Origin of the sequence: Pseudobutyrivibrio sp. UC1225, assembly GCF_900115215.1 — a bacterium.
In the GTDB taxonomy this organism is placed as follows: domain Bacteria; phylum Bacillota; class Clostridia; order Lachnospirales; family Lachnospiraceae; genus Pseudobutyrivibrio.
Genome location: NZ_FOVQ01000002.1, coordinates 152,864 through 178,082 on the forward strand (window position 1 = coordinate 152,864; position 25,219 = coordinate 178,082).

Annotated in this window: 26 protein-coding genes; 22 read left to right on the plus strand and 4 right to left on the minus strand. The window is 38.8% G+C overall.

What is annotated here, in order from left to right:
• Positions 1–7: 7 nt before the first annotated feature.
• Together trkA and BMZ41_RS03630 are read right to left on the minus strand one after the other, a co-directional pair.
• A complete protein-coding gene (gene trkA, locus BMZ41_RS03625; RefSeq protein ID WP_090169088.1) occupies positions 8–1,396 on the minus strand; it encodes a Trk system potassium transporter TrkA in 1,389 nt (462 codons plus the stop codon).
• A gap of 83 nt (positions 1,397–1,479) precedes the next feature.
• On the minus strand, positions 1,480–1,980 hold the full coding sequence (locus tag BMZ41_RS03630; protein WP_090169086.1) for a hypothetical protein: 501 nt from the start codon (positions 1,978–1,980) through the stop codon (positions 1,480–1,482).
• A gap of 152 nt (positions 1,981–2,132) precedes the next feature.
• Between BMZ41_RS03630 and guaA the strand changes: the two genes are divergently transcribed.
• Positions 2,133–3,680 carry a glutamine-hydrolyzing GMP synthase gene (gene guaA / locus BMZ41_RS03635; RefSeq protein WP_090526956.1) on the plus strand — a complete coding sequence of 516 codons (1,548 nt, stop codon included), beginning with the start codon at positions 2,133–2,135 and terminating at the stop codon, positions 3,678–3,680.
• A gap of 86 nt (positions 3,681–3,766) precedes the next feature.
• Here the strand turns inward: guaA and BMZ41_RS03640 are convergent, their stop codons facing one another.
• Positions 3,767–4,753 carry a helix-turn-helix domain-containing protein gene (locus BMZ41_RS03640; protein ID WP_090526958.1) on the minus strand — a complete coding sequence of 329 codons (987 nt, stop codon included), beginning with the start codon at positions 4,751–4,753 and terminating at the stop codon, positions 3,767–3,769.
• A gap of 210 nt (positions 4,754–4,963) precedes the next feature.
• Here BMZ41_RS03640 and BMZ41_RS03645 point away from each other — a divergent pair, with 210 nt between their 5' ends.
• From BMZ41_RS03645 to BMZ41_RS03705, 14 genes are all read left to right on the plus strand, one after another.
• Positions 4,964–5,164 (plus strand): hypothetical protein, encoded by a 201-nt coding sequence (locus BMZ41_RS03645; RefSeq protein WP_074716965.1) that lies wholly within the window; start codon positions 4,964–4,966, stop codon positions 5,162–5,164.
• Positions 5,165–5,300: 136 nt separating this feature from the next.
• Positions 5,301–6,032 (plus strand): hypothetical protein, encoded by a 732-nt coding sequence (locus BMZ41_RS03650; RefSeq protein WP_090526960.1) that lies wholly within the window; start codon positions 5,301–5,303, stop codon positions 6,030–6,032.
• On the plus strand, positions 6,033–6,743 hold the full coding sequence (locus tag BMZ41_RS03655) for a DnaA ATPase domain-containing protein (RefSeq protein ID WP_090526962.1): 711 nt from the start codon (positions 6,033–6,035) through the stop codon (positions 6,741–6,743).
• Complete coding sequence (locus BMZ41_RS03660) at positions 6,743–7,849, plus strand: site-specific integrase (protein ID WP_090526964.1); 1,107 nt, start codon at positions 6,743–6,745, stop codon at positions 7,847–7,849. The genes BMZ41_RS03655 and BMZ41_RS03660 overlap by 1 nt, the downstream gene beginning before the upstream one ends.
• A complete protein-coding gene (locus BMZ41_RS03665) occupies positions 7,842–8,207 on the plus strand; it encodes a plasmid mobilization protein (protein WP_090526966.1) in 366 nt (121 codons plus the stop codon). The genes BMZ41_RS03660 and BMZ41_RS03665 overlap by 8 nt, the downstream gene beginning before the upstream one ends.
• 3 nt (positions 8,208–8,210) lie before the next feature.
• Positions 8,211–8,504: a conjugal transfer protein TraD gene (traD, locus tag BMZ41_RS03670; protein WP_090526968.1), complete on the plus strand. Its 294-nt coding sequence runs from the start codon at positions 8,211–8,213 to the stop codon at positions 8,502–8,504.
• Between the two features lie 303 nt (positions 8,505–8,807).
• Positions 8,808–10,331 (plus strand): MobQ family relaxase, encoded by a 1,524-nt coding sequence (gene mobQ, locus BMZ41_RS03675; protein ID WP_090526970.1) that lies wholly within the window; start codon positions 8,808–8,810, stop codon positions 10,329–10,331.
• Positions 10,234–11,175 (plus strand): DUF6040 family protein, encoded by a 942-nt coding sequence (locus BMZ41_RS03680; protein ID WP_143071318.1) that lies wholly within the window; start codon positions 10,234–10,236, stop codon positions 11,173–11,175. The genes mobQ and BMZ41_RS03680 overlap by 98 nt, the downstream gene beginning before the upstream one ends.
• Before the next feature lie 186 nt (positions 11,176–11,361).
• Entirely contained in the window at positions 11,362–11,517 is a 156-nt protein-coding gene (locus BMZ41_RS15545) for a hypothetical protein (protein WP_177184148.1), read from the plus strand.
• 304 nt (positions 11,518–11,821) lie between these two features.
• Positions 11,822–12,181 (plus strand): hypothetical protein, encoded by a 360-nt coding sequence (locus BMZ41_RS03685; protein WP_090526974.1) that lies wholly within the window; start codon positions 11,822–11,824, stop codon positions 12,179–12,181.
• 617 nt (positions 12,182–12,798) lie between these two features.
• Complete coding sequence (locus BMZ41_RS03690) at positions 12,799–14,433, plus strand: methyl-accepting chemotaxis protein (protein ID WP_090526977.1); 1,635 nt, start codon at positions 12,799–12,801, stop codon at positions 14,431–14,433.
• A gap of 244 nt (positions 14,434–14,677) precedes the next feature.
• Positions 14,678–16,357, plus strand: a complete 1,680-nt coding sequence (locus tag BMZ41_RS03695; RefSeq protein ID WP_090526979.1) for a hypothetical protein — start codon at positions 14,678–14,680, stop codon at positions 16,355–16,357.
• Between the two features lie 78 nt (positions 16,358–16,435).
• Positions 16,436–17,353, plus strand: coding sequence for a class B sortase (locus tag BMZ41_RS03700; RefSeq protein ID WP_177184149.1), 918 nt, complete (start codon positions 16,436–16,438; stop codon positions 17,351–17,353).
• 265 nt (positions 17,354–17,618) lie between these two features.
• Positions 17,619–18,167 (plus strand): type III toxin-antitoxin system ToxN/AbiQ family toxin, encoded by a 549-nt coding sequence (locus tag BMZ41_RS03705; RefSeq protein WP_090526983.1) that lies wholly within the window; start codon positions 17,619–17,621, stop codon positions 18,165–18,167.
• Between the two features lie 339 nt (positions 18,168–18,506).
• Here the strand turns inward: BMZ41_RS03705 and BMZ41_RS03710 are convergent, their stop codons facing one another.
• Positions 18,507–19,157: a helix-turn-helix domain-containing protein gene (locus tag BMZ41_RS03710; protein ID WP_090526985.1), complete on the minus strand. Its 651-nt coding sequence runs from the start codon at positions 19,155–19,157 to the stop codon at positions 18,507–18,509.
• A 164-nt stretch (positions 19,158–19,321) separates the two neighbouring features.
• On the opposite strand from BMZ41_RS03710, the gene BMZ41_RS03715 reads away from it, so the two are divergent.
• The 7 genes from BMZ41_RS03715 (at position 19,322) to BMZ41_RS03745 (ending at position 25,139) form a co-directional block, all read left to right on the plus strand.
• The gene (locus BMZ41_RS03715) at positions 19,322–19,519 is read left to right on the plus strand and encodes a MarR family transcriptional regulator (protein ID WP_090008876.1); all 198 of its coding nucleotides are present in this window, start codon (positions 19,322–19,324) and stop codon (positions 19,517–19,519) included.
• Entirely contained in the window at positions 19,520–20,728 is a 1,209-nt protein-coding gene (locus BMZ41_RS03720) for a site-specific integrase (protein ID WP_090526988.1), read from the plus strand.
• On the plus strand, positions 20,640–21,110 hold the full coding sequence (locus BMZ41_RS15790) for a plasmid mobilization protein (RefSeq protein ID WP_442960243.1): 471 nt from the start codon (positions 20,640–20,642) through the stop codon (positions 21,108–21,110). The genes BMZ41_RS03720 and BMZ41_RS15790 overlap by 89 nt, the downstream gene beginning before the upstream one ends.
• Entirely contained in the window at positions 21,107–22,261 is a 1,155-nt protein-coding gene (locus BMZ41_RS03730; protein WP_242942005.1) for an AAA family ATPase, read from the plus strand. The genes BMZ41_RS15790 and BMZ41_RS03730 overlap by 4 nt, the downstream gene beginning before the upstream one ends.
• A 109-nt stretch (positions 22,262–22,370) precedes the next feature.
• A complete protein-coding gene (locus BMZ41_RS03735; RefSeq protein WP_090526990.1) occupies positions 22,371–22,613 on the plus strand; it encodes a complexin-2 in 243 nt (80 codons plus the stop codon).
• A gap of 208 nt (positions 22,614–22,821) precedes the next feature.
• Positions 22,822–23,898, plus strand: coding sequence for a plasmid recombination protein (locus BMZ41_RS03740; protein WP_090526992.1), 1,077 nt, complete (start codon positions 22,822–22,824; stop codon positions 23,896–23,898).
• Between the two features lie 104 nt (positions 23,899–24,002).
• Positions 24,003–25,139, plus strand: coding sequence for a PDDEXK nuclease domain-containing protein (locus BMZ41_RS03745; RefSeq protein WP_090526994.1), 1,137 nt, complete (start codon positions 24,003–24,005; stop codon positions 25,137–25,139).
• Positions 25,140–25,219 lie beyond the last annotated feature (80 nt).

Below are 25,219 nucleotides of genomic sequence, written 5' to 3' on the forward strand. Positions count from 1 at the left end.
GCATTATTTACCTCAATGTATCTAATATAGTTGCAAAGCCAGTGTGTGTGGTAACAACCATGACTGTGTCCCCGACCTCGATAGTATCAGAACCACTTGGAATAATGATTTTACCGTTACGATTGATAAAGGCAATTAAGACATTGTCTTTAAACTGTAAAACTGAGAATGGAACGCCTGTAGCATTTGATTTCTCAGTAATGTTGAACTCGATAGCCTCAACCTTTCTATCAAACATGTGGTAGAGAGTAAGGATATCATTTCCATCTCCAGAAGCGCTCTTGGCACGTACATAGGCGATGATAGATTCAGCTGTGATATGGCGTGGATAAACCACAGAACCAAGGTTAAGCTGAGATAATACATTATCAAAATTAATACGGTTGACTTTTGTTACAACCTTAGCATTGCTAACCTGATTAGCATAAAGTGTAAGAAGAACATTCTCTTCATCGATTCCTGTAAGAGGAACGAAGCTCTCAACATATTCGATGCCTTCTTCGCGAAGTAACGCCTCGTCGCCACCGTCACCATTGATGATAGTAGCCTTTGGAAGTGCTACAGAAAGCTCCTCGCAGCGCTCCTTGTTTCGCTCGATAATACGTACATTAATACGAGCCTGAAGTAGAAGATTTGCAAGGTAGTAAGAAGATTTACCACCACCAACGATAAGGCAGTCTTTAACCTGACGTGTCTTGAAGCCGATTTCATTTAAGAAGGTACGGGCAAAACGACGTGCACCTACGGCACTGACGATATCGTTAGCCTGAAGAGTGAAATCACCAGTTGGAATGATAATTTCGGAACCGCGCTTAACAGCAGTAACCAGCACCTTGCTTGAAATATTAGAACTTAAGTCTTTAACTTTAAGCCCATCAAGAACATTTCCTTCTTCGATTTTAAACTCAACCATTTCAGCCTGACCGTGAGCGAAGGATGAAACCTCAAGAGTAGAAGGAAGAGAGAGAATTGATGAAATCTCCTTTGCAGCCTCCAACTCAGGGTTAATGATCATTACAAGACCAAGCTTTTCCTGAAGGTATGAAATTTCCTTTGAATAGTCTGGGTTTCTAACTCGTGCGATAGAAGCGCAATCACCTACCTGCTTTGCGATTGTACAGCAGAGAAGATTGAGCTCATCTGAGTTAGTAACAGCGATGATAAGATCGGCATCCTTGATACCTGCTTCCAGCTGAGTGCTGTAGCTGGCACCATTTCCCTGAATGCCCATGATATCGTAAAGATTTGTAAGATTATCTATTCGATCTTGTTTCTGGTCGATGACGACGATGTCATGACCTTCCTTGGATAGTCTGTCAACAAGGGTGCGTCCAACTTTACCGCATCCTACAATAATTATTTTCAGTCCTCTTTTTTGAGACGAACTAAACAGCATTTAAAAATTGCCTCCAAAATAATATTAGGAGATTACAAAATCTCCCATATGATAATTTAATCCATATGGGGCAAAAGTTCAAGTTAAATCCTAACGTCTACGCGGCGTGTAATCCTTTGTGCTGCGCTATATAAATCATTAAGGTATTTGGAATCTTTATCAAAAAACTTGGAGAACTTTTCTTTCTTATAAAGCTTTGAGGCTGACTCGTATAAAGAAAGGGTGCCATCTTTTGCCACCGAGATACCAATCTTTTTTAGGTCTGAAGCATATTCTTTATTAAGATTCCTTATCTTTGATACAGCGTTCTTAACTGAAGAACTGTTGCTGGAATATTCAGCCCCTGATTCCAAGGTGCTATTAACAGTATCAGTGAAAGCTTTAAGCTTTTCCTGAATCTCAGCCTCAGTACCATCTTCGAACTTGTAGTCCTGGAGTCTTCTGACAGCATTACGAAGCGCACTTGCATCGGCAAAAGAAAGAGTACCTTTTGTGGCATCCTTTCGGGTCGAGTTTTTTGCAAGTGCTGAATACTGTCCATAATATATTCTTAGTGAAAGAGAATTGGTAAGGCTAATATTCATATGAAACTCCAAAACCTAACATAGTTACATATTTCTATATACGTTATCGGATAATAAAAATAAATTATTAATATTAACTGTTGAAGAAAAAGGTAAAAGCATATATTATATAGGAAATTTAAATATCAATTTTAATTTCAAAGGAGCGACTAATGAACCAGGAAAAAGTCATTGTTATTGACTTTGGCGGTCAGTACAATCAGCTTGTAGCCCGCCGTGTCAGAGAATGTAACGTCTATTGTGAAATCTATTCTTATCGTACCCCGCTTGAACAAATCAAAGAAATGAATCTTAAGGGAATTATCCTTACAGGTGGTCCAAATTCCTGCTATGAGGAAGGTGCCCCTACTTACACTAAGGAGCTTTTCGAATTAGGAATACCTGTGCTTGGCCTTTGCTATGGCGCACAGCTTATGATGCATGTTCTCGGAGGAAAGGTTGAAAAGGCCCCAGTTCGTGAATATGGTAAGACAGAGACATTTATTGATGGAGCAGGCGATACTTTATTCGCAGGCGTTGAAAAATCAACTATTGTTTGGATGAGTCATTTCGATTACATCAGCAAGGTTGCTCCTGGTTTTGAGATAATTGCCCACACAGCAGATTGCCCAGTTGCAGCATCAGCATGTGAGGCAAAGAAGCTTTATGCAATTCAGTTCCACCCAGAGGTGCTTCACACTGTTCAGGGTAAGGACATTTTATTTAATTTCGTTCGCAATATCTGCGGTACAGCAGGTACATGGCGTATGGATTCCTTTGTTGAGCAGACAATCGGTGAAATACGTGAGCGCGTTGGTTCAGGAAAGGTACTTCTTGCACTTTCAGGTGGTGTTGATTCATCTGTACTTGCAGCCCTTCTTGCTAAGGCTATCGGAAAGCAGCTTACATGCGTATTTGTAGACCACGGTCTTCTTCGTAAAAACGAAGGCGATGAGGTTGAGGGCGTATTCGGACCTAAGGGTTCTTTCGATATCAACTTTATTCGCGTAAATGCTGCAGACCGCTACTATGCAAAGCTTGCTGGCGTAGAGGAGCCAGAGCAGAAGCGTAAGATTATCGGTGAGGAATTCATCCGTGTATTTGAGGAAGAAGCTAAGAAGATTGGCACAGTAGATTTCCTTGCACAGGGAACTATTTACCCGGACGTTGTAGAGTCAGGTCTTGGCGGCGAGTCAGTAGTTATCAAGTCTCACCACAATGTAGGTGGTCTTCCTGATTATGTTGACTTCAAAGAAATCATCGAGCCACTTAGAAACCTTTTCAAGGATGAGGTTCGTAAGGTTGGTCTTGAGCTTGGGCTTCCAGAATACCTTGTATTCCGTCAGCCATTCCCAGGCCCAGGCCTTGGTATCCGTATCATCGGAGAGGTTACAGCAGAAAAGGTTCGCATCGTTCAGGATGCTGATTATATTTACAGAACAGAGCTTGCTGAGGCTGGCCTTGAGAAACTTCCAGATCAGTACTTCGCAGCCCTTTCAAACATGCGCTCCGTAGGTGTTATGGGTGACGAGCGTACATATGACTACGCAGTAGTCCTTCGCGCTGTTGAAACAGTAGACTTCATGACGGCCGAGGCTTCTGAGATTCCATTCGAAGTACTTCAGCGTGTTATGAGCCGCATCATCAACGAGGTTAAGGGCGTTAACCGCGTAATGTACGACCTTACTTCTAAGCCACCAGGAACTGTGGAGATGGAATAGCAGAAAAACTACGGGAGCCCGCATAAATAGCGGACTCCCGTTTTTTACGTCTACATTTCGTCTATTAAAATCAGTGTTTTTATTTTTCAATTCTTATTACAACTGATTTTAATCTCTTCTTTCAAATCTAAGTCATACATCTTTAAGTCAGATGATAATGTCTTTTCGAATAAATCAATTTCAAAATCCGGTAATGTTTCTTTTTGAATCTCGTGTTCTTGCATTTTATAAATGGTATTTTTGAATGCAGGAAGAGCAGACCATCTTAATGTGTAGGATATTTTTGTTCCTGATTCATTAGAATACATATCTATGTAGTATGGCATGCCATATTCATTCATTGTCTTGATGTCACAAAGAAATTTAGTAAATGCTTTATGACAAGCCTTATTGTCCTCGTTTAATATCTCTGACACCGTAAAACTTAAAATCAATCCAATATCTCCAACACCATAATATTTTGTATCTGCATTGATACTAATTCCAGATTGTATTAAAGCGCGAATATCAACTAAAAACTCTGAAAGTCTACTAACATTAGGCTCGTTAGCAGCATCATGGACTAGTGGATTGTAGAAATTATCTACAGCAGTTCTTTGTTCATTCCAAAACTCTTTTAAATCTCTTGGAAAGCGAGCCTGCCACTTTTCATATTGGGTGTGTGCACTAAAACTTGCTTCGTTATCCTCATCTGGAAGATTCTTCTTTTGAACGTACCAGGCATATAAATAGCTTAATAAAATCGCATGGCCAGGATTATCATTTTTTAAAATTAGGCTCGTAGTTTCATCATTTCTTTCGATTTCTAATCCTAGTTCATCTTCTAATAAAAAGAATACCTGCATGATATCTTCATAAGATTCAATATTGATATCAGATAGTGCAGAAGGATCTACATCCAGAGCTTCAATAAGCTTCTGACGGATATCATCCTTAGGTGCCATAATATCTTTTTCGTATTTTCGTATTCTTGAATCAGCTGTTGCCGCAGAAAAGCCAGCTTTTAATCCTAGATCCTTTTGGGTCATATCCTGCAATGTACGATATTTTTTGATTTTATCTCCTAGAGTCATAAGTTTCACCTCATAATAAACATAGATTTCTTCCTATATATTAACACGATAGACACAAAAAAGGAAGATATAAAATAATCAATAGACATAAAAATATGACTATTGATATTGACAAGCATATATTCCGGATGTATTATAATTACAACCGACATATATAAATGTCGGTGTAGAAACAAAATAGGCAGAATACAAGGAAAGGAGGAGTGACCTATGGCAGAGGAACGTCAGCCACTATTTGTTGGGGTAGATACCGTGATTTTTGATTTGGGAGTATCCAGAGCTAAAGCATATGACGTGATTAAACAGCTGAATAAGGAATTAAAGAAGGAAAATCCACGTGCAATTGTTGTAGCTGGGAAAGTGAATCGAATCTGGTATGAAGAAGCATGCCTAAAGGCAGGAACACACTAATGAAAGATGATAGAAAAGAAAAAAGCCCCTCTGCAAAGGGGCTGCACATGTCATTGCAAACATGTTATCTCGTAAATTCATATTAGCATGGCAGGTGCTTCTTTTCAAGAAAATTCAGAGAAAGGAGCATATTTTAATGGCGGAACGAAGAATGTTTGCTAAGTCTGTAGTGGAAAGTGCAAGGTTCTTAAAAATGCCAGTATCCTCACAGAATTTGTATTTCCATCTTGGAATGAATGCAGATGATGATGGAATTGTAGAAGGGTATTCGGTAATCAATCTTATAAAAGCCAATGAGGATGATTTAAGAGTGTTATACAGTAAGGGCTTTGTAAGAATTCTAAATGAAGATCTTGTGACTTATATTGCAGATTGGAGAGAACAAAACAGAATTAGACCTGACCGTAAGAAAGACAGTATATATACCAATCTTCTCTTACAAATGGAACCGGAGGTTGAATTGTTAGAACGTAGAGAACGTTCTGATTTAGTAAAGAAATCTGGACCGTCCATGGACGGACATATGTCAGCACAGTGTAGTGTAGTTGAGGTTAGTAAAGGTAAGGATAGTAGAGGAGAGTATAGTGTAGAACCGGCAGACACACACGCAATGAAATACCAGTTAGATAATGAAGTCCTAACTGTTTTTGATTACGAAAAGCTTGTTGGCAAATATGGGAAAAACAATGTTGATGGAGTTATTAGAAGGATATTAGGAAAACCGTATCACGGATGCTTAAATGTTTCAAAGATTTCTGAGTGGTGTAAAGAACAGCAGGGAACAACCACAAATAGATTGAAATTTGAAGCAGTATCAAAGCATTCAGAACAATTATCTAAATTAGCAAAAGAAAGGGTGGGTGATTAGATGGCTGAGAAAATATATGAATGTCACATCTGTAAAGATAGTGGATTTGTAATGAAGGTTATGGAAGATGGCTATGAGTATGCAACTCCATGTAAATGTCGTGAAATCAAAATAGCAAAGGACAGACTGAAACGCAGTGGCCTGGCAAAAGAGTTTACGGATAAGTCCTTTGAAAATTATGTAACCGGAGACAATGCACAGCTTATAGATGCTAAGAAAACGGCAGAAAGATTTGCAAATTCTATTGATGAAGGAAATGTAAATGAATCACATTCACTGCTTCTTTGTGGACAGGTAGGAGCCGGCAAAACGCATCTTGGAACAGCATGTAGTATGTCGCTGATTAATAAAGGAATCGCGGTAATCTATATGGGTTATCGTGAGGAAATGACATCTATTAAATCAAAGATATTAGATGAGGATGCTTATTCCAAAGAGATTAATAAGTTCAAGAATGCTCCGGTGCTATTCATTGATGATTTTCTTAAGGGAAAGATTACGGAGTCAGACGTAAATGTAATTTATGAAATTGTGAATTACAGATATAACAACAAGCTTCCGGTGATTATAAGTACAGAGAAGACATTGGATGAACTTATCAATTTTGACGAGGCGATTGCCAGCAGGCTCATAGAAATGTGTACCGGCTATATTGTTGTTTTTACCGGTAAGGAATTGAATTACAGATTATACAGAGGAGGAGCAGCTTAATGGCAGTTTATAAGGATAAATGGAATGGTTATAACGGTGACACATGGCGTGTCGCCTGCTACTACAAAGATTGGCAAGGAAAACGTGTGAAGCATGAAAAAAGAGGGTTTGCTACCAAGAAAGAGGCACAAGCATATGAACATGAATATCTAGCTAAGAAGACAAAGGATATCAATATGGGTTTTGGGACATTTATTGATATTTATCTATCGGATATGAGACCACAGCTAAAAGAAAGTACTATGGCAAATAAGGAACATATCATAGAGACGCATATCAGAAAATACTTCGAGAATAAGAGCTTATCAGGTATTAGTTCTACAGACATTTTACAATGGCAAAATGAGCTTCTTAGCAAGCGAGATGATAATGGTAAAGGTTACTCGCAGACTTATCTTAGATCTGTAAATAACCAATTAAATGCCATATTTAACCATGCATACAGATACTACGATTTACCAAAGAATCCATGCTTTTCAAATAAGAAGATGGGAAAGTCAAAAACAAAGGAAATGCTTTTCTGGACATTAGACGAGTATACACAATTTTCTGAGGCAATGAAGAAAAAGCCGGTTTCTTACTACGCTTTTCAAATTCTTTATTGGACGGGAATCAGATGTGGTGAACTTCTTGCATTAACAAAAGCAGATTTTGATTTTGAAAGAAAGGTTATGAAGGTAACTAAAAATTATCAAGTAGTTAAAGGACAAGCTCTAATCACAACTCCAAAGACTGAGAAAAGTATTAGACAGATTGATTTACCGGATTTCTTGTGTGAGGAAATGAAGGATTATATTGATTCACTTTATAAGGTCGATGATGATACCAGGCTATTTGAAATAACAAAAAGCTATCTTCATCATGAGATGGATCGTGGTTGCAAAGAAACGGGAGTAAAGAGGATTAGAGTTCATGATTTAAGACATTCAAGTTGTGCACTTCTTATTAATCTTGGCTATTCTCCGGTGCAGATTGCAGAACGCTTAGGACATGAAAGTGTGACAATCACGGAGCGCTATTCACATCTATATCCATCAGTGCAGAGAAATATGGCGGATACCTTAGACAAAGCATTTAAGGCAGAAAGCGAGGAAAACAATGGATAAGATTTATCGAAGAGAAACTCAGCTTGGTGGAACACCTAAAAAGAAGAAAAATGAAAAGAATCGGAAACGAAATGTAATCATGAATTTTAGGGTATCAGCTGCGGAAAAGGAAGCGATAGATGCTCGTATAGCAATGACAGGGCTACCAAAATCAGATTTCTTTATTGAGAGCTGTATGTATCAGAAAATCCTAGTGCATGGCAATATAAGAACATTTACAGAAATAAAAAATAGGATGGAAGAGATTGCGGCAGATATAGATAGAAATCCTAAATTAGAAGATTTGGATGATGAAAAGGCAATGCTCTTAAAAACAATTTTGGAAATTTTAGATAGTAGATTTGGAAAGGAGAAATAGCTTATGGCAACAACAAAATCATATGATGAAAGAATTGCAGACATTCAAAAGCGTCAGGAGCAACTGAAAGTTCAGGAAAAGGCATTAAAGAAAAGACAGTCGGAAGAAATGCGAAAGAAACGCACCAGAAGATTGATTGAGCTTGGTGGAATTGTTGAGTCTGTATTAGGTAGAGAAACAGAGGATGAGGATAAGATGCGATTTCTTAACTTCTTAAAAAAGCAGGAAGCTAATGGAAATTATTTTACAAAGGCGATGAACATAGGCATCACTACGGAAGGTGAAGTGAAGGAGTAACCTATAAGCTTTGGGTATTCCCTTAGGTACTAAGGGCGCACTTATATGTGGGCGTAGCCCACATTACAGCGCGCTCTCCGAGGGGGCTTATGCAGCCGGCACAAAAGGGTTTCACCCTCTTGACGCTGGACCCGTAGTTCATTTACAAAACTGCAAATCATATTGCTGACGTTGTCAGAAATGATTTTTGTTTTGTGCATTCGCTACTATGCTCATAGGGCTTTGCCCTAGCCGCAGGTGGCTACCCACCAACAAGGCGCTGCCTTTTTGGATTATCCGTTAAGCAGAAAGGAAGGTGATGACATGGCAATTTATCATTGCTCCATAAAAATAATAAGTCGAGCAGGTGGTAGATCTGCAGTAGCATCTGCAGCTTACCGCTCCGGCGAAAAACTGTATAACGATGAAACCGGACTTACACACGATTTTACAAGAAAAGGTGGAGTATTTATGAATGAGATTTTATTGCCCCCAAATGCTCCAGAGAGATTTTTGAATCGTGAAGTTTTATGGAATGAAGTACAACAAATTGAGAAACGTTCAGATGCGCAGTTTGCAAGAGAAGTAGAAGTAGCGCTTCCAACTGAGATGTCACGTGAAGAGCAAATAGAGTGTGTGCGTGGGTTTATTATGGAGAACTTTGTATCACAAGGTATGATTGCTGATTGGGCGCTGCATGATAAAAATGATGGGAATCCGCATGCTCATATTATGTTGACGATTCGTGGAATGGATGAAAATGCAAAGTGGATGCAAAAGCAAAAGACAGTTTTTGCCAATGCTTTGGATGAGAAGGGCAGGGCAATTTATAATCCAGACTTACCAAGCTATGATTCTAAAAATCGTGAAGCAACATCTAAGTATAGAATTCCGCAGCTTGATGAAAATGGAAATCAGAAAACAAGAGTACGTGAAGGTAAGGGGACGGAATACCTTTGGTGTAAGATTTCTATACCTGCAAATGACTGGAATGACAGAGCAAATGCAGAAATCTGGAGGGAGTCTTGGGCAAAGCATTGCAATAAATATTTGGATGCAGAGCATCAGATAGATCATCGTAGTTATAAACGTCAGGGAATAGACAAGGAGCCGACAATTCATGAAGGGGTTACAGCTAGATTGATGGAGAAGGATGGAAAGATATCAGATCGTTGTCAGCAGAACCGTGAGATTAAAGCGAGAAATTCTTTGATGGAGCAGATGAAAAATTTGGCATCAGAGTTAACGCAATTATTGTTGGAGAAAGCGAGGGGAATATATGGACGATTTAAAGAATTTACAGGACATTATGGAAATGTTAAAGGCACAGGAAGAAATGATGAACATCTTGGAAAGCCAGCAGTGCGAAATAGGAAAATTGCAAATGGAGAATCGGAGCTTGAAGGAACAACTGGAAGAATCCATGGAGTTAAGCGAGCAGCTGACTTCACAGAATCAGAAATTGCAGAAACAGATAGACAAATTGAAGAACTTACAAAAATAAAAAAAGAAAAGGAGGATGAACGTAATGAGCGACTTAGAAAACTTAAAAGACGAAGAGCTTCTCTTAATGCTGGAGGAGACGATGGACAAGGCAGAACTACTTCAAAATCAGAACTCAGAAGCACAGCAGATGATATTGAATCTTTCATCAGAAGTCTCGATGCTAAAGAAAGAACTTCAGAAGAAAAGCGAGACGATAGTATTTCTAAACGAGAAAATAGAGAAATACTCCGAGAGCGATCTCGTATTGAAGAAGAACGAAGAATTAAAGAGCGAGAACGAGAGCTTGAAGCTGAGCGAGAAAAGAACAAAAGAAAAAGCAGAAGCCGAGGTCAAAGCCGCTAAAGCTAATGCGCAAAAAGCTATAGCAGACGCAGAGACCAGAGCTCAAAAGGCAATTGGAGATTTAGCGGATAGAGAATCAAAAGTCTCTATTCGCGAAGCAAAAATAGAGTGGGAAGTAGGGCAACGTGCTGGAAAAATCGTTCGTGAGTTTGAACAGAAGTTATGGAAGAAGCATGAGGAGAAGCAAAAGCAATTATCTAAGAAGTATGATGCTATGACAATTAAATATAAGAGTGTGATGTATGCTTCGCTTTTGTATGGGATTATTACAACGTTAATAACAGCGATACAGTCTGAAACGATACAAACGGATCTTATAAGAGCAGTTCAAATGCTTGGACAGGGAACGGAGATGCTTGTTACTACGATGTATGAAGCAATTAAAGCGATTGCAGGTATTACAAGTTATATCCCTAATGAATTTTTGTCTATAGTTGTTTACTGGGTAATAATTGTGTTTTTATCTGTGGCTATGCTAGGGATAGTGGGAATAGGTTTATTTATTGTAGGAAGAAAATATTATAGCTTTTTTGTCGAATATCAAAAGGATGAATTGACAGTGTTTGTGTGTTTAATGGATTTGGCACTTATGGTTTTTGCAGATAAGCTAATAAAGACAATTATTCCGGTAAATATAGTAATTATAGGAATCGTAATATTTTGCATTTATTCTGCACTACGTGGTGTCATTGAAATGAAGGATAAGGATGCTCAATATAAGTTAGTATCTGGTGTTATTGTTAGTTTTATTGGAGTTGGAGTAACTGCGCTGTTGATTCACATGATTGGTGGATGGGTAATTCTTGCATTACCGTTTGCAGGTCTGTTTATACTTAAGGGTTAAAGTATTTGACATGAATGATAAAACATAATCGCTGAATTGTGAATATACTCTTATGAAAAAACGTGTATTGTGATACAATTTAATAAATAGACAAAGAGTAAAGGCCTGTGAGAAAAAACTAAAGCTTATTGTAAGAATAGCCGATATATATTTTGTTAAAGTTGGATGAAAGGGGAGTTGACAGCCATGCAAACAATGTTACAATCTTGCAGAGCAGAGCAGAGCAGAGCAGAGCAGAGCAGAGCAGAGCAGAGCAGAGCAGAGCAGAGCAGAGCAGAGCAGAGCAGAGCATGGGCTGATTGCGGCTTTTTTTCGGATGAAATTATATATGATGATGGTTAGCCGTCGAACTTGATGGGCAGATATGCCCTGTTAAGTTCGGCGGTTTTTATGTGTTTTCAAAGGTGATGCAGCGACCATAACAGCTGTAAATGAAAGGCTAATCAAACTTGCTGATGGTCTGACGAGTAGTTTGATGGGCTAACTTGATGGTCTGAGCCAAAAATGGCCCGACTTGTTGATGGGCTGGTTTGATGGTTAGGCAAAAGCGAATAAAGATTGGGCATCCACACTTGTTGAGGGTTTGGCTTGAGGGACAAATGTTTCAATAAAATTAAGACAAGGACAATATGAGGAATACACACTTATGAATAAAAATTATAAAGACCAGATTGTGTCTAAAAACAACGAGGAAAGCAGCAAAATGCTACAGATGCTTTTACTACAGGATCTACACTCCCAAGGAGTAGTCGATGATAAACTGTTTGAAATGGCTTCTGAAAAGATAATGAATATTAAACCACTTAAGCATCCGACAAAAACAGTCGATGGGCCTCCAGAAGAGCCATTTTCATTATGGATTAGGAATAAACAAACTGGAAAGGTATCGTGTAGCGAGTGTGGATATGAGCCACCTGTAAATCAGTGGGGATGTTATATTACAAGCAGTCATTGTCCTGGTTGCGGAATGCACGTAAAAATGTTAAAAGGAATGAACATTATTTAGGGTTTGTGGCAACAACCCTTTCTTTCGTGATGAAGCACTTAAACTAAAATACCTTACTAAATATCTGCCCCTTAATTAAAACCTTCAATCACGACCCTCACGAAGGTAAACCCTCAATAACTTCGATTATCCGATATTAAAAGACTTTGCGATTATACGCAGCACGCGCCCATACAGAGCGCCAAAGACTTCGAAAAGACCACGAAACTTGCAAAGACATGGGGGCAACAGCTTGTACATATAAAATCGGCTGAACACAAAGAAGAGCAGGACTTAAAAAACTTCTTTGAGTATAAGTTTAAGTGGCACGGTGCCAAAAGCCCTAAAGAAGATAAATATATCTTAGGGCAGGCCGCCCAAAAACACGAAGAATTAAAAGAACTGAAAGAGGTATATAATACGGCGCGGCTCCAGGCAACAAAGAATGGCGACCATCTGTATAAAGACCTCATACTAAGGCAGTTTGATGACAAAAACGTTGCAGATGGAACGATATTAAATGAAGTCCACCGCTCTCTTAGCACAAATCAGTATTCAAAAGTTGCATCACATGACATTTCTCATGGCGTTCAACGGTGAAAAATAGAAACCATAACACGAAAGGAAGGTATCTAACAATGAAAATCTCAATCAAACAAAAAATCCTTGCGATAGCGGTAATCCCCTCGCTCCTTATAGGAGCAATACTCCTTATTATGGGCGTTACGTTCATGAAGAGCGGAATGGAAGAAGAAGTCCTTAAAGGTCTTTTATCTTCAGCATATACTTATAGGGATATAGGGTCAAGCGTAACCTACAGACAGGCAGGTGATAACGATATCGAGTCGGCCCTTAAATCAAACACTGGCTATGACTTCACATGGTTTGACAATGACACCAGAAAGAACTCATCCCTTGGGGCATCAGTTATCGGGACGACAGCGGTAGATGCAGTGATCAGGGAAGTTATTGATAACGGTAATACTTATACGTCCACGAATACTCAGGTTGCAGGAAAGCCTTATTTCGTAGCATATGTCCCCGTTGAGACCAATGGCAAGGTAACGGCTATGGCATTTACGGGAGTATCAAGAGAAGCCGTGCAGTCACAGATAAATAAGTCCATCGTGACAATGCTCGTTATAACGCTCCTTCTTATGGCAATAGCGGTCATTGTTGCATACCTTGCCTCGTCAAAGATGTCAAAAGCAGTAAGAGCCCTTAATAACTCGGTTAATCACCTTGCCAATGGTGAATTTAGGAAGACGGATAAGTACACAGATAGGGGCGACGAGATAGGAGAAGCAATCGTAAGCACCAACGCTCTTATCGATACATTATCTGGAATCGTGGAAGGCATAAGGAGCAGCGCAGCATCTGTTGGAAGCTCGTCAACAGAGCTTTCCGACATGGCAGAGCAGATCTCGCAGACCGCAGTTGACGTTGCAAATGCAGTGCAGGAGATAGCATCAGGAGCCACCCAGCAGGCAGATGAGATACAGAGTGCTTCTGAGAACGTCGGGCAGATCGGCGACGCAGTAGGTAATGTACAGAACTCCACTCAGACCCTCGAAGGTCTTGCGGGCAAGATGAAGGAAGGTTCAGAAATTTCATCAAGGTCGCTGTCAGAGCTTCAGAGTTCGTCCTCCGAGATGACAACAAAGATAGATGAGATATCAGACACTATTCAGAGAACACAGGATGCGGTAGATAATATATCGGGCAAAGTGGAAGGCATTACCTCAATCGCCACACAGACAAACCTTCTTTCGCTTAATGCTTCAATCGAAGCTGCAAGAGCAGGCGAAGCAGGAAAGGGCTTTGCAGTTGTTGCAGAGGAGATCGGAAAGCTTGCTGAAGACTCTAAGCATATGGCTGATGATATAAGGCAGGAGATGGAACAGCTCCTTGACGAAGCAAAAGCCGCCGTTGAAGCAGCACATCACGTTAAAGAAGCCAACCTTGAACAGCAGACCAGCCTTGGCGAGACGATCCAGTCTATTGACAACATGATAGATGATATCAACAACACCGTGACAGGCGTAGGGGATATATCAGCAGGAGCAGAGCAGTGCGATACATCTAAGAACGCAGTAGTAGATGTCATGGCAGCTCTAAGTGCTATCTCTGAGGAAAACGCCGCATCAAGCGAAGAAACCGGCGCATCCATGGAAGAACTCTCAGCAACGGTAACAACCCTTGCAGGTTCCGCAAATGACCTTAAACTTATCGCAGAACAGCTCAATAAGGAGATGGAGTTCTTCAAGGACTGATATTACAACATAAAAAAGCAATGCTATTAAGTTAAGCTCTTAACTACACAAAAAACACCCTCTGCTTTGATTCCCAAAATCGAGCAGGGGGTCTTTTTTACTTTTTGTGTTAATTAAACGAAAATGCGATATAAAACGCACTAAATATCTACCCATCAATCACGCCCATCAATTAAAACCATCAAGAAGGTTCCCCATCAACAAGTTTGATTATTCAAATGAAAAACAAAGGAGAGCAAAGCTTATGAAAAATAAGATGAAAAAAGTATTGGGCATTATACTCAGCCTGGTATTGGTGCTGGGATTGATGCCGTGGACAAGTTTAACAGCGTATGCAGTGGATACTGATTTAACGCTGGATGATCTTGTAAGAGCAGTTGGGAATCGTACCGTTTTTCGTACTTCTTCAAGCGGCACTTATATTTCTGTTCTTTCTGGAGTGCTGAGACTTGATTATGCGGATCCAAACAATAATGGACAATATCAAACTTATAATGCCGCAAGTCTTACATACGACTCAAGCGAAGGCAAATATTACGTAGCTTTTAACGGGTGGACTCCTACTTATTATTTAGTATTAGACAATGACAATTATATTACATCTTTTGTGGGAACTGATAGTGAAGGTAATACGATTACGTTTACCGGAAAAAGTACGAATCCTTTTGAGAAAAGTGTAACGAATTACACGGTAACTTATAAGGTGGTAAACGGCACTTGGGATGGCACTTCGACAGCAGACAAGACAGAGACTGTTGCAAGTGGAGGAAAACCTGCAAGAGTACCTACAGGCATGGAGGCAAATTCAGGCTATACAGGAGGTTCATGGGATACTGACCCTTCAACTGCAACAATAAGTGCAGACACAACCTTTACTTATACATTTACAGAACAACAATCTATCTCTCAGACAGTTACCTTTAAGGTTGTAAATGGTTCTTGGGATGATGGAACCACAGCAGACAAGATTGTAACTCTCACTGGAAATGAGGGAGATACACTAAAACTTACTACAGAACAGATTCCGGCTGTAGGAACAAAGCCTAATGATGGTTATAAGGCCGGTAGTTGGGATGTGACTCCGAGTACCGACACAGCAATTTCAAGTAACGTAACCTATACTTATACATATGTGGCAGATTCATCTGGAGGATCATCTGATAGCGGAAATACTAGTGGAGGAACTTCAAGCGGTTCTTCTGATAATACGAATACAAACACGGATACAAGTGCAAAGGTTCCATATGATGATGTTGCTATCAGCACAGGCTCTGTAAACGATATTACAGGTACAGCTGCTGCAACAGCAGAAAGCAATCCTTTCGGAACAAAGATTGAAAATAATAGTAACCTGACCACCCTTTTATCCCTTACAGATGCAGAAGTAGCACAGGGCGTGAATGTGTGGCTTGATATTCAGGATATGAGTGCTTCTGTATCCAAAACGGATAAAAGCTTAATTCAAGATAAATCTGGTGATTATACAGTTGGGCTTTATCTTGATATTAACCTGTTTAAGAAGGTTGGAGGTAACGATGCTACAAAAGTGACCGAGACCAACGGAAAAGTAAAGGCAAGTATCGTTATACCTGAAAGCTTGTGGAAGAGTGGAAGAACCTTTGAAATCATACGTGTACATGATGGTGTGGCTACAGCTATCGCAGGCACTTACGATGAAAATACACATGTATTTACATTTGAAACAGATAAGTTTTCAACATATGCTTTAGCATACAAAGATCCGGCTTCATCAAGTAATAGCGGCACAACTTCAAATAGTAGTTCGTCGAATAGTAGCAATAGCACACAGTCTACTGCACCAAAGACCGGAGATCCAAATGATATCAGAGTATGGTATCTGCTTCTTATAGCTTCTTTTGGCGGACTTGGATTTTTGGGGCTTTCAAAGAAGAAGGAAAACTAATTAATTAAGAAAAAATAAATGGTAATCACTCAAATGGCTGTGCCCCAAAACGGCATGGCCATTTGTTATATAGGCGGCATGAAAAAAGACAGATTGAAATTGTTAAAAAACAATATAAAGCAGATAGGAAAGAAATTTTGGAAGCTGACAGAAGTAATTGCTCTTAATAAAAAGGATGCAGCAATTGCTCTTGTGTGCGTTGTTCTTGTAATAGTGGCTGTAGTCAGTATCGTAAAGATAGTTAATCTTCATAGTGAAGAGATTAAGCAAGAGCAGGAAATACAGGCGTTGCAGGAAGAATATACATCAGGGTCAGCAGATACTGCAAGTATGTCGGATGAATCAGAAATGGTTACAAAGACAGACGGTGATGTGGAGACTGAGCTTGAGGATGACCCTAATGCCTGGTATCATGACATAGATGTGGATTTTGCAGGCTTAAAGGAGCAGAACGAGGACATTGTTGGCTGGATTTATTTTGAGGATGAGGAAAGTATCAGTTATCCGCTTTTGTATTCCGGTGATGATTATTATCTGCGGAGAAATTATCTGAAGGAAGAGGAGACAGCAGGTTCCATTTATATTGACGGAAATAATAGCCCTGATTTATCAGATGCGCACACGCTAATCTACGGTCATAATATGCGAAATCTCTCCATGTTCGGGAAATTGAAATTCTATAAGACAGAAGAGGACTATTTCGAGAATCACAGATATTTCCAGCTGATTACAGAGTCAGGTGCTTATCGCTATGAAATCTTTGCCTATAAGGATGTCGGGACTCTTACCGGTGGAATCTATACCACATGGAATTACGTGGATGATGACTTTAAGGATTTTGTTGAGAATACTATATGCCAAGGAAGCTATGTAGATGCGGATATAGATATTGAAGATGAGACTCATATTGTTACATTGTCTACTTGTTCCTATGATTCAGATGTGCGCTTTACGGTAAGCGCTGTGAGGGTAGATGAGCATATGTGGAGCCCTTGAAAAAACACGAATATCTTGACATTTTAGACGGTCCAGTTTATTATTTAAGTACATCTATAAGATGTGATTGGTTTCCTTGCCAAGCGAAATGGGAACTTTATCAGATGGGAACCCTACCATATAAAATAAATGGGAGCTTTATCAGATGGGAGCCCTACCATATAAAATAAATGGGAACTATAAAAGACGGGAACCCTACCGGCAAAGAAGGAATATTACGGGCTGCATCTTCTGACGCAGCCCGTTGTTATGTTTAAGGATTATTATGAAGAAGCTAGATTTATATTATATTGATTTAAAATACATAAGAGATTTGTCACATACCGATGATAATGTGATGTCTATTTCACCACAGAGAGGAAAGCAAAATCGTCCGTTTGTAGGCGTTGTAGTACTTATGAATGGTCGCAAATATTGTATTCCCATCACATCTCCAAAGGATAAATTTAAGAATAAGAAGAGCCAAGTGGATTTTATCAAAGTATTTGATGAAGAGCGAAGAGATGAAAATGGCCAGTTCAAACTGATTGGCGTTCTTAATATCAACAATATGATTCCAGTCGATGATCGTTATATCAAGAAGGTGAATCTTGCAGTTCTAAGCAATGATAAACCGGATATTGCAGCTAAAAAGCGACTTATGCAAAAGCAGATAAAGTGGTGCAGAAGTCATATTGACACAATTGAGAATCGTGCCAACAAGGTATACGATATGGTTGTGAATCATCCAGACAAAAATCATAATCTTGTAAAGAGAAGTTCCAAGTTTGATAAACTTGAAACACTACTGGACAAACTACTTAAGAAAGATTAAAAGTAGAGAATTTACGTCTATAAAATGTCTACCAAAACTTCAAAAAAGTTGTGGACGACATGGAATAATTAGAAAAGATATACCATATGTGCTGAAAATTAGACTCTATAGACTCAATATATAGTAGTCGGTATAGAGCTTGAATAATACCAGCATTCTTGCAAAGCCAGTATTTACAAGGCTTTGAGAGTTGTATGGAAGTGTAGTGACAATAAAATGACAATACACTTTGAAAATATGGTGTTATTTTAGAGTAAATAGCAAACTATAAATCAGTTCATAAAATGAGCCGTAGTGAATGTATTCAATACATTTGCTACGGCTTTTTTGTATGGTTATTTATTCTGTTGGTTTTTCATCTTCGGGTAGAGGAAGAATAAGATTATTATCTTCATCATATACAGGTGATGGATAGAGTCCCCAACCGCGTCGTGTTTTCTCATTTTCAATTTTATCTTCGAGTGGTAGAGGATAGCCTTTAAAATCAGAAAATGCATTCTTAACGACGCCGTCAGATAGTAACCAGGTGTAATAATCATCTTCGGAATATTCCCCGGATTTGAAAGAGTCCCTTATTTGACACCAACGTAAAAGATTTTGCTTCAGTACATATTTATCAATAGGATTAGCCACATTGGAATCTTCAGATGGTGGTACAAAGACTAGGTGTAAATCACCATCAACCATTTTAGGAACTAAACCGTATAACGATTCGAATCGCTGCAGTATATTGAAGGCTGAACTGCAATTTTCAGGATTCGGAGCATAAAGGTAATCGGATTTTAAAGAAAGTGCCTGAGATATTGATTCTACAGTTTCTTGATCTGGTACTCTGTTTCCTAATTCATAGTTACGAATAGCGGATTCACTTTTATTCGTTTGTTCAGCAAGCTCTTTTTGTGTCCAACCGCGAAGCATTCTATATTTGCGAATGTTTCCGCCTAGAGTGTTTCTCATTCGGCTGCTGTTGAATTCGTCGTGGTATTTCATTTTTCTATGGCTCCCTTCCGTTCGTTTCTGAAATGAGTATATCACTAACCGTTCAGAAATGAAATGTTTTTCTGAGAAAGTATTGACAGTTCAGAAATGAACGGTTAGAATTCAAAATAACAAAACAGTTCAAAAGTGAACGGTGCAGAAAAGGAGGATAAGAAATGGAACAGAAATCATTTATGAGAGCAGCAGAAATCATGGAAGTTTTAGGAGTGTCTGATGGAATGGCTTACAGAATCATCAGAGAACTTAATCGTGAACTGGAAGCCAAAGGATTTCATACAGTTCATGGTAGGGTTAGCCGTAAATACTTTGAAGAAAGCTACTACGGTGTCACTCATGAGAAAGAGGTGGTTTAGTTGTCTGTAAGTAAGAATGAGAAATCAGGGAAGTGGGAGGTAAGGACGTACTATAAAGACTTCACTGGTGTTCGTAAACAAAAGACGAAACGAGGATTTGAGAAGAAGTCGGATGCCATTGCCTGGGAACGTTCATTCCATCTTCAGCAAGATGAAAATCTAGATATGTATTTCAAGGATTTTGTTGAAATATACATCAGGGATAAGAAGCCAAGGGTTAAGTATAATACCTGGCTTACAAAAGAGTACATCATCGAGAATAAGATACTGCCATATTTTGGGAACAAGAAGGTTTCGGAAATAAAGACTTCAGATGTTTTACAGTGGCAGAATGAGATTATGAACCAGCAAACAAAAACAGGCAAGAAGTATTCTAAGACCTACTTAAAGACTATTCATAATCAGCTTAGTGCGATTCTTAATCATGCATGTAATATGTATGGACTAAAGGTGAATATGGCACGAAGAGCTGGCAATATGGGAATTGAAGAACATAAGGAGATGTTGTTTTGGACGCAGGAGGAGTATCAAACATTTATCGAAGCAGTTGCAGATAAGGAAGAGTCATATATAGCGTTTGAGATTTTGTATTGGTGCGGTATTCGCCTGGGGGAGCTTCTGGCATTAACTCCTGCAGATTTTGATTTTGAAAATTGTAAGCTTCGCATTAATAAATCATTTCAAAGGCTTCAGGGGAAGAATGTTATTACGAGCCCCAAAACGCCAAAAAGTAACAGAGTGATTTATATGCCAGAGTTTTTAGCAGAGGAAGTTAAAGACTATCTGACAAGGCTTTACGGCATTGAGGACAATGATAGGATTTTCGAAATATCAAAGAGCTTCCTTCATCATGAAATGGACCGGGGAGTGCGACTCACCGGTGTAAAGAGAATAAGAATTCATGATCTTCGTCATAGTCATGTTAGTTTGCTTATCAATATGGGATATTCGGCGCTGGCTATTGGCGATAGAGTTGGACATGAAGCAATTGCCATCACCTATCGATATGCTCATTTATTTCCATCTATACAAAGTGATATGGCAGTCGACCTTAATAGGGAGCGTGCTTCAATGGTAGGATTCGAGCCTGATGTAAAGCGTGGAAAGGCGGATATTATCGATGTCAGAGAAAAAGAAAGACGAAAAGAACAGATGGCGAAACCGTACAATCGCTTTTCGGTTGTCACCGGAGGAAGAAGCAGAGCTTAATGAAAGGGTTAAGTTGATGGGCTATCAGATAAAGCAAGATTATATTGTTGAAGCTGTTCTTCATAATGAAGTCTATGCTGTGGGAAATCCATTGATGTTACTGCAATTTAGGAGGTCACTTACACATATAGAAAGTGAACTATCCAGGATAAGTGTGGCAAGTGATATGGATGAAGAATTGCTTACCCCGATAAGAACGATTCTTCAGATTATGGAAGCTTTTGAAAAAGGAGTCTCAATAGACCAGAGTAGAATAGTTCAAAGGAAAATCGCACTTGAAGAAAAAATAAGGGAAAACAGAGAGGTTCCAAGGGTATCAGATGCCAGGATAAAAAGGCATATTGATATAGATAATAAAAACGAGAAGGAGGATAAGAATTGAAAAAAGAAACAAAAGAAAAAGCTGCTCTTAACCCAGTTGTTGGCGCAACTGAAGAGCAGCAAATCCAAAAAGAATTCAAGGAAAGTATAACAAATGAAATGGTGGTGGGCAATACAAAGCCACCGGAAATTCTCGGAATAGAGGAGGATTCTAGAACTAGATTGGCAGGCTTAGAGGTAATGTCGATGACAGAGCTTTATGACAGCTCATTTCCACCTAGAGTGCCAATTATTGATGGATTGCTTAATTGTGGAACATACCTTTTTGTTGGGGCACCTAAGGTCGGTAAATCATTCTTTATGGCGCAGCTTGCATTTCATGTGGCTACAGGAACTCCATTGTGGGAATATCCAACAAGACAAGGTTCAGTTCTTTATCTGGCATTAGAGGACGATTATGCAAGGTTACAGCAGAGATTATCAATGATGTTTGGTGATGAGGAAACAGATAAGTTGTTCCTTGCCACTCGTGCAGCAACAATTAAAGAGGGACTTGATAATCAAATAGAAGCATTTGTCAGAGAGTATCCCGATGCAAGGCTAATCATAGTAGACACATTACAAAAGGTGCGTGAAGTAGGTGAGGAAAAATACAGCTACGCTAATGATTATGAGAACATAACAAAGTTTAAAGAGTTTAGTGATAAGAACGGTCTATGTATTCTCATAGTTCATCACACTAGAAAGCTTGAATCCTCAGATAGCTTTGAAATGATTTCAGGTACCAATGGATTATTAGGAGCAGCTGATGGAGCATTCTTCCTATATAAGAAAAAGCGCACTGATAATGAAGCTATATTGGACATTACAGGTCGTGATCAGCAGGACCAGCAGCTCACATTAGAGCGTGATTTAGAGACTTGTATTTGGAAGTTGACAAAAGCTGAAAATGAAATCTTTAAACCCAAGGCAGACCCAGTATTGGAAGCTATTGCAATTTTCTTGAAGAATGAAAAGCACTGGGAAGGGATAGCATCAGAACTTATGGAAGCAGTCCCTATACTTGGAGATTTAATACCAGCTAATGTTCTGACGCGAAGGCTTAATGTGAATAGAACCAATTTATATAAAGAATATGGTGTTTGTTATGAACCTATGCAGCGAACCAGCGATAGAAAGCCATTTTCACTGAAGTTAGTGGAATCAGAATAGTGTTTTCTTGTGACGATTATGACGGTTATGACGGTATTTTCTACACTATAGAATATCGTCATTATCGTCATTACCGTCACTCAATATAGAAAGGAACTGGATAGAAGCAATGGGAAAACAAGTTCAAATCCCTTATGAGCTATTCATGGATTTAGTTTATTTATTCGTTTTGGAGATTCCAGATGAAGATACGCACGAGAAGATTGTTGATGGGTTAAATAAGAAAATCGACAAAATTATCATGCACGAATTATATGAAAAATATAAGACTGCTCCTACAGAAGAAGAGCGTGAAAAAGCACGTCAGGAGTATTTAGATAAGCGTGGAGTATTTGAGAACTTCAGATGGTGATTTCCTTTGATGAGTATGACGGGAGCGTGCACGCTCCGGTGATGAAAAGCAAAAGAAAAAACAAATTGATTCGGCGAGCGTAGCGAGCTTACCTCATAACGTGTCGTTATGAGTAACCCCCTATGGATAATGACACGTTGTATCATTATCCGGGGGCTCTCCGAGGGGTCTGCCGACGGCTTGCTCGCCAAATGAAAGGAGTATTTACATGATATCTTGTTCATGTCATTTGTCGAATCAAAAGCATGCTTTGACCACTACTCATTCTGTTTCCTCTGTTAGTAAGCATAATCTCCGCTTATACAAAGAGCAGCAGGAATACAATGTAGCATTAATCGAAATTGTAGAAGGTAGTGGTACAAGCATCCTTGATGATGTTAAGCGCATTTATAAAGAAGAATTCTCAGAACCACTTAGGGAATACAACGAAGGCAAAAGAGCTGATAGACAAATAAAAGATTATTTAAAGTACGTTTCTGATAACAAGAAATCTGATGTGGCAGCTGAGGTGATTTTACAAATTGGTGATAAGGAGTTTTGGAGCCAGAAAAGTATTGAGCAATGGAAAGAAATGTCGCCTCTTTTAACGGAACAGTTAGAAGCGTTTAAGAAAGCTGTTCCAGAATTTAAGGTTGCATCAGCAGTAATACACTTGGACGAATCATCACCACATATGCAGGTTGTAGGTGTTCCTGTAGCAACTGGGTATAAGCGTGGCATGAGAAAACAAGTGGCTAAGTCAAAAGTGTTTACTAAAGAAAGAATGGTTGATATTCAAGCTATAATGCATGCAGATGCAGAGCGTATAATCAGCAATCATCCAGAAATCTTTGGCGATGAATGCCTAAAGCCGATTGAAAAAGGACGTAATAATGATATGTCCAAAGAGTTTTATATTCGTACCAAACAACAGCAGTATGAGGCTATATCGGAAGATATAAGCAGGCTAGAAGATGAAAAAGATAGTCTAATTAGAGTAAAGAATGAGATTACTGTTGAGACCGAAAAAATAGTCAATGATGCAATAGAGAAGGTGACTGAATCTGAAATGCAGAAAGAATTTTTACATCTTGCTTTAGATGAGAACCCTAAATCAGCAATTGGGAAAATGATTTCAGACGTTTTTAAAATGTTTAAAGACCCGTGGGTTAAATCTCGCGGTGCTAAAGTGTTTGAGAAAACAAGAACAAGTATTATGGACAGTCTTAGGGAAGCAAAAAGAATTGCTGATGAGCACAATGCTCAACGAAGAAGCAAATCAAAGGAACATGGGCAGGAAAGATAAAAACATAGACAAACAAATGTTCTTGTGATAGTATAGCTGTAGAGTCCGTAAAACAAGCTCTGCAGCTTGTTTTTAGCGAAAGATTTATACGTTGGAGGACTGGTATGGATCAGAAATATAGAGATGCGGTACAGCTTATTAAGACGGCAATACTTCAAAGTCAGTATGAAGCTGCGAAATCTGCAAATGAAAAACAGTTAATGCTTTATTTTAGCATTGGAAAATATATATCACTTAATTCAAGAAATGGATTTTGGGGTCAGGGAGCTATTGATACTATTAGTGAACAGTTAACAAGAGAATTACCAGGACTACGAGGATTTTCTTCTCGAAACCTCAGAAATATGCGTGTTTTCTATGAGGAATGGTCAACTCTAGATACATCGAATAACGAAAACTATAATTTGGCAGAAGCTTCTGCCAAAAGTAGTTATGGTTTTGATGTTCAAATTTGGCAGAACCGTCTGCCAAATTTAGAATCATTTTCAGTAGAAGCTTTTTTAGGAATTAGTTTTAGTAATCATTTGCTAATAATTTCAAAAGTAAAAAGTTATGATGAACGAATATTTTATATTAAAAGAAGTGCTAGCGAAAAGTATTCACTTGAACAATTAAAGCGGAGTATAGCAGCTAATGATTTTGAGCATCAAGGAAATTTGTCTAACAATTTTTCAAGTACATTAAGTCCAGCAGTAAAAGCGTTTAAAGCAATTAATACATTTAAAGATGAATATCTACTTGATTACATAAATGTTGAAGAAATTGATATTCGTGATTCAGCTGATATAGACGAAAAAGTTGTAGAAAATGCAATAGTAAATAATGTTAAGAATTTCATTTTAACATTTGGAAGAGACTTTGCATTTATAGGTAACCAGTATCATCTGGATGCGTTTGGAGAAGATCAATATATTGATTTGCTTTTCTTTAACAGGGAATTAAACTGTTTGGTTGCAGTGGAACTCAAGAGAGGCAAGTTTAAATCTTCATATCTAGGGCAACTACAGGGATATTTGAGTGTACTTGATGGATTTGAAAAGAAGCCACATGAGAATCCTGCTATTGGACTGATTTTGTGTAAGGATATGAATAAGTCTTTTGTTGATTACGTAATACAAGATTATTCAAAGCCAATGGGAGTCGCAACATATAAAACATCTAGAGATATGTCAGAGGACCTTAGAAAAGCCCTTCCTGATATAGAAGAATTAAAGAGATTACTTGATACAGAAAATGAATAAGCTTTTTTGATTGTATTTAACGGGAGCGTGTCACGCTTCCGTTATTTCATAGTCAAAGGAGAAGTAATAGAGTGCAAGGT

Bases quoted from the DNA above. Each gene is read 5' to 3' on its own strand.
- trkA (WP_090169088.1), bottom strand. From the start codon at position 1,396: ATGCTGTTTAGTTCGTCTCAAAAAAGAGGACTGAAAATAATTATTGTA.
- BMZ41_RS03630 (WP_090169086.1), bottom strand. From the start codon at position 1,980: ATGAATATTAGCCTTACCAATTCTCTTTCACTAAGAATATATTATGGA.
- guaA (WP_090526956.1), top strand. From the start codon at position 2,133: ATGAACCAGGAAAAAGTCATTGTTATTGACTTTGGCGGTCAGTACAAT.
- BMZ41_RS03640 (WP_090526958.1), bottom strand. From the start codon at position 4,753: ATGACTCTAGGAGATAAAATCAAAAAATATCGTACATTGCAGGATATG.
- BMZ41_RS03645 (WP_074716965.1), top strand. From the start codon at position 4,964: ATGGCAGAGGAACGTCAGCCACTATTTGTTGGGGTAGATACCGTGATT.
- BMZ41_RS03650 (WP_090526960.1), top strand. From the start codon at position 5,301: ATGGCGGAACGAAGAATGTTTGCTAAGTCTGTAGTGGAAAGTGCAAGG.
- BMZ41_RS03655 (WP_090526962.1), top strand. From the start codon at position 6,033: ATGGCTGAGAAAATATATGAATGTCACATCTGTAAAGATAGTGGATTT.
- BMZ41_RS03660 (WP_090526964.1), top strand. From the start codon at position 6,743: ATGGCAGTTTATAAGGATAAATGGAATGGTTATAACGGTGACACATGG.
- BMZ41_RS03665 (WP_090526966.1), top strand. From the start codon at position 7,842: ATGGATAAGATTTATCGAAGAGAAACTCAGCTTGGTGGAACACCTAAA.
- traD (WP_090526968.1), top strand. From the start codon at position 8,211: ATGGCAACAACAAAATCATATGATGAAAGAATTGCAGACATTCAAAAG.
- mobQ (WP_090526970.1), top strand. From the start codon at position 8,808: ATGGCAATTTATCATTGCTCCATAAAAATAATAAGTCGAGCAGGTGGT.
- BMZ41_RS15545 (WP_177184148.1), top strand. From the start codon at position 11,362: ATGCAAACAATGTTACAATCTTGCAGAGCAGAGCAGAGCAGAGCAGAG.
- BMZ41_RS03685 (WP_090526974.1), top strand. From the start codon at position 11,822: ATGAATAAAAATTATAAAGACCAGATTGTGTCTAAAAACAACGAGGAA.
- BMZ41_RS03690 (WP_090526977.1), top strand. From the start codon at position 12,799: ATGAAAATCTCAATCAAACAAAAAATCCTTGCGATAGCGGTAATCCCC.
- BMZ41_RS03695 (WP_090526979.1), top strand. From the start codon at position 14,678: ATGAAAAATAAGATGAAAAAAGTATTGGGCATTATACTCAGCCTGGTA.
- BMZ41_RS03700 (WP_177184149.1), top strand. From the start codon at position 16,436: ATGAAAAAAGACAGATTGAAATTGTTAAAAAACAATATAAAGCAGATA.
- BMZ41_RS03705 (WP_090526983.1), top strand. From the start codon at position 17,619: ATGAAGAAGCTAGATTTATATTATATTGATTTAAAATACATAAGAGAT.
- BMZ41_RS03710 (WP_090526985.1), bottom strand. From the start codon at position 19,157: ATGAAATACCACGACGAATTCAACAGCAGCCGAATGAGAAACACTCTA.
- BMZ41_RS03715 (WP_090008876.1), top strand. From the start codon at position 19,322: ATGGAACAGAAATCATTTATGAGAGCAGCAGAAATCATGGAAGTTTTA.
- BMZ41_RS15790 (WP_442960243.1), top strand. From the start codon at position 20,640: ATGTCAGAGAAAAAGAAAGACGAAAAGAACAGATGGCGAAACCGTACA.
- BMZ41_RS03735 (WP_090526990.1), top strand. From the start codon at position 22,371: ATGGGAAAACAAGTTCAAATCCCTTATGAGCTATTCATGGATTTAGTT.
- BMZ41_RS03740 (WP_090526992.1), top strand. From the start codon at position 22,822: ATGATATCTTGTTCATGTCATTTGTCGAATCAAAAGCATGCTTTGACC.
- BMZ41_RS03745 (WP_090526994.1), top strand. From the start codon at position 24,003: ATGGATCAGAAATATAGAGATGCGGTACAGCTTATTAAGACGGCAATA.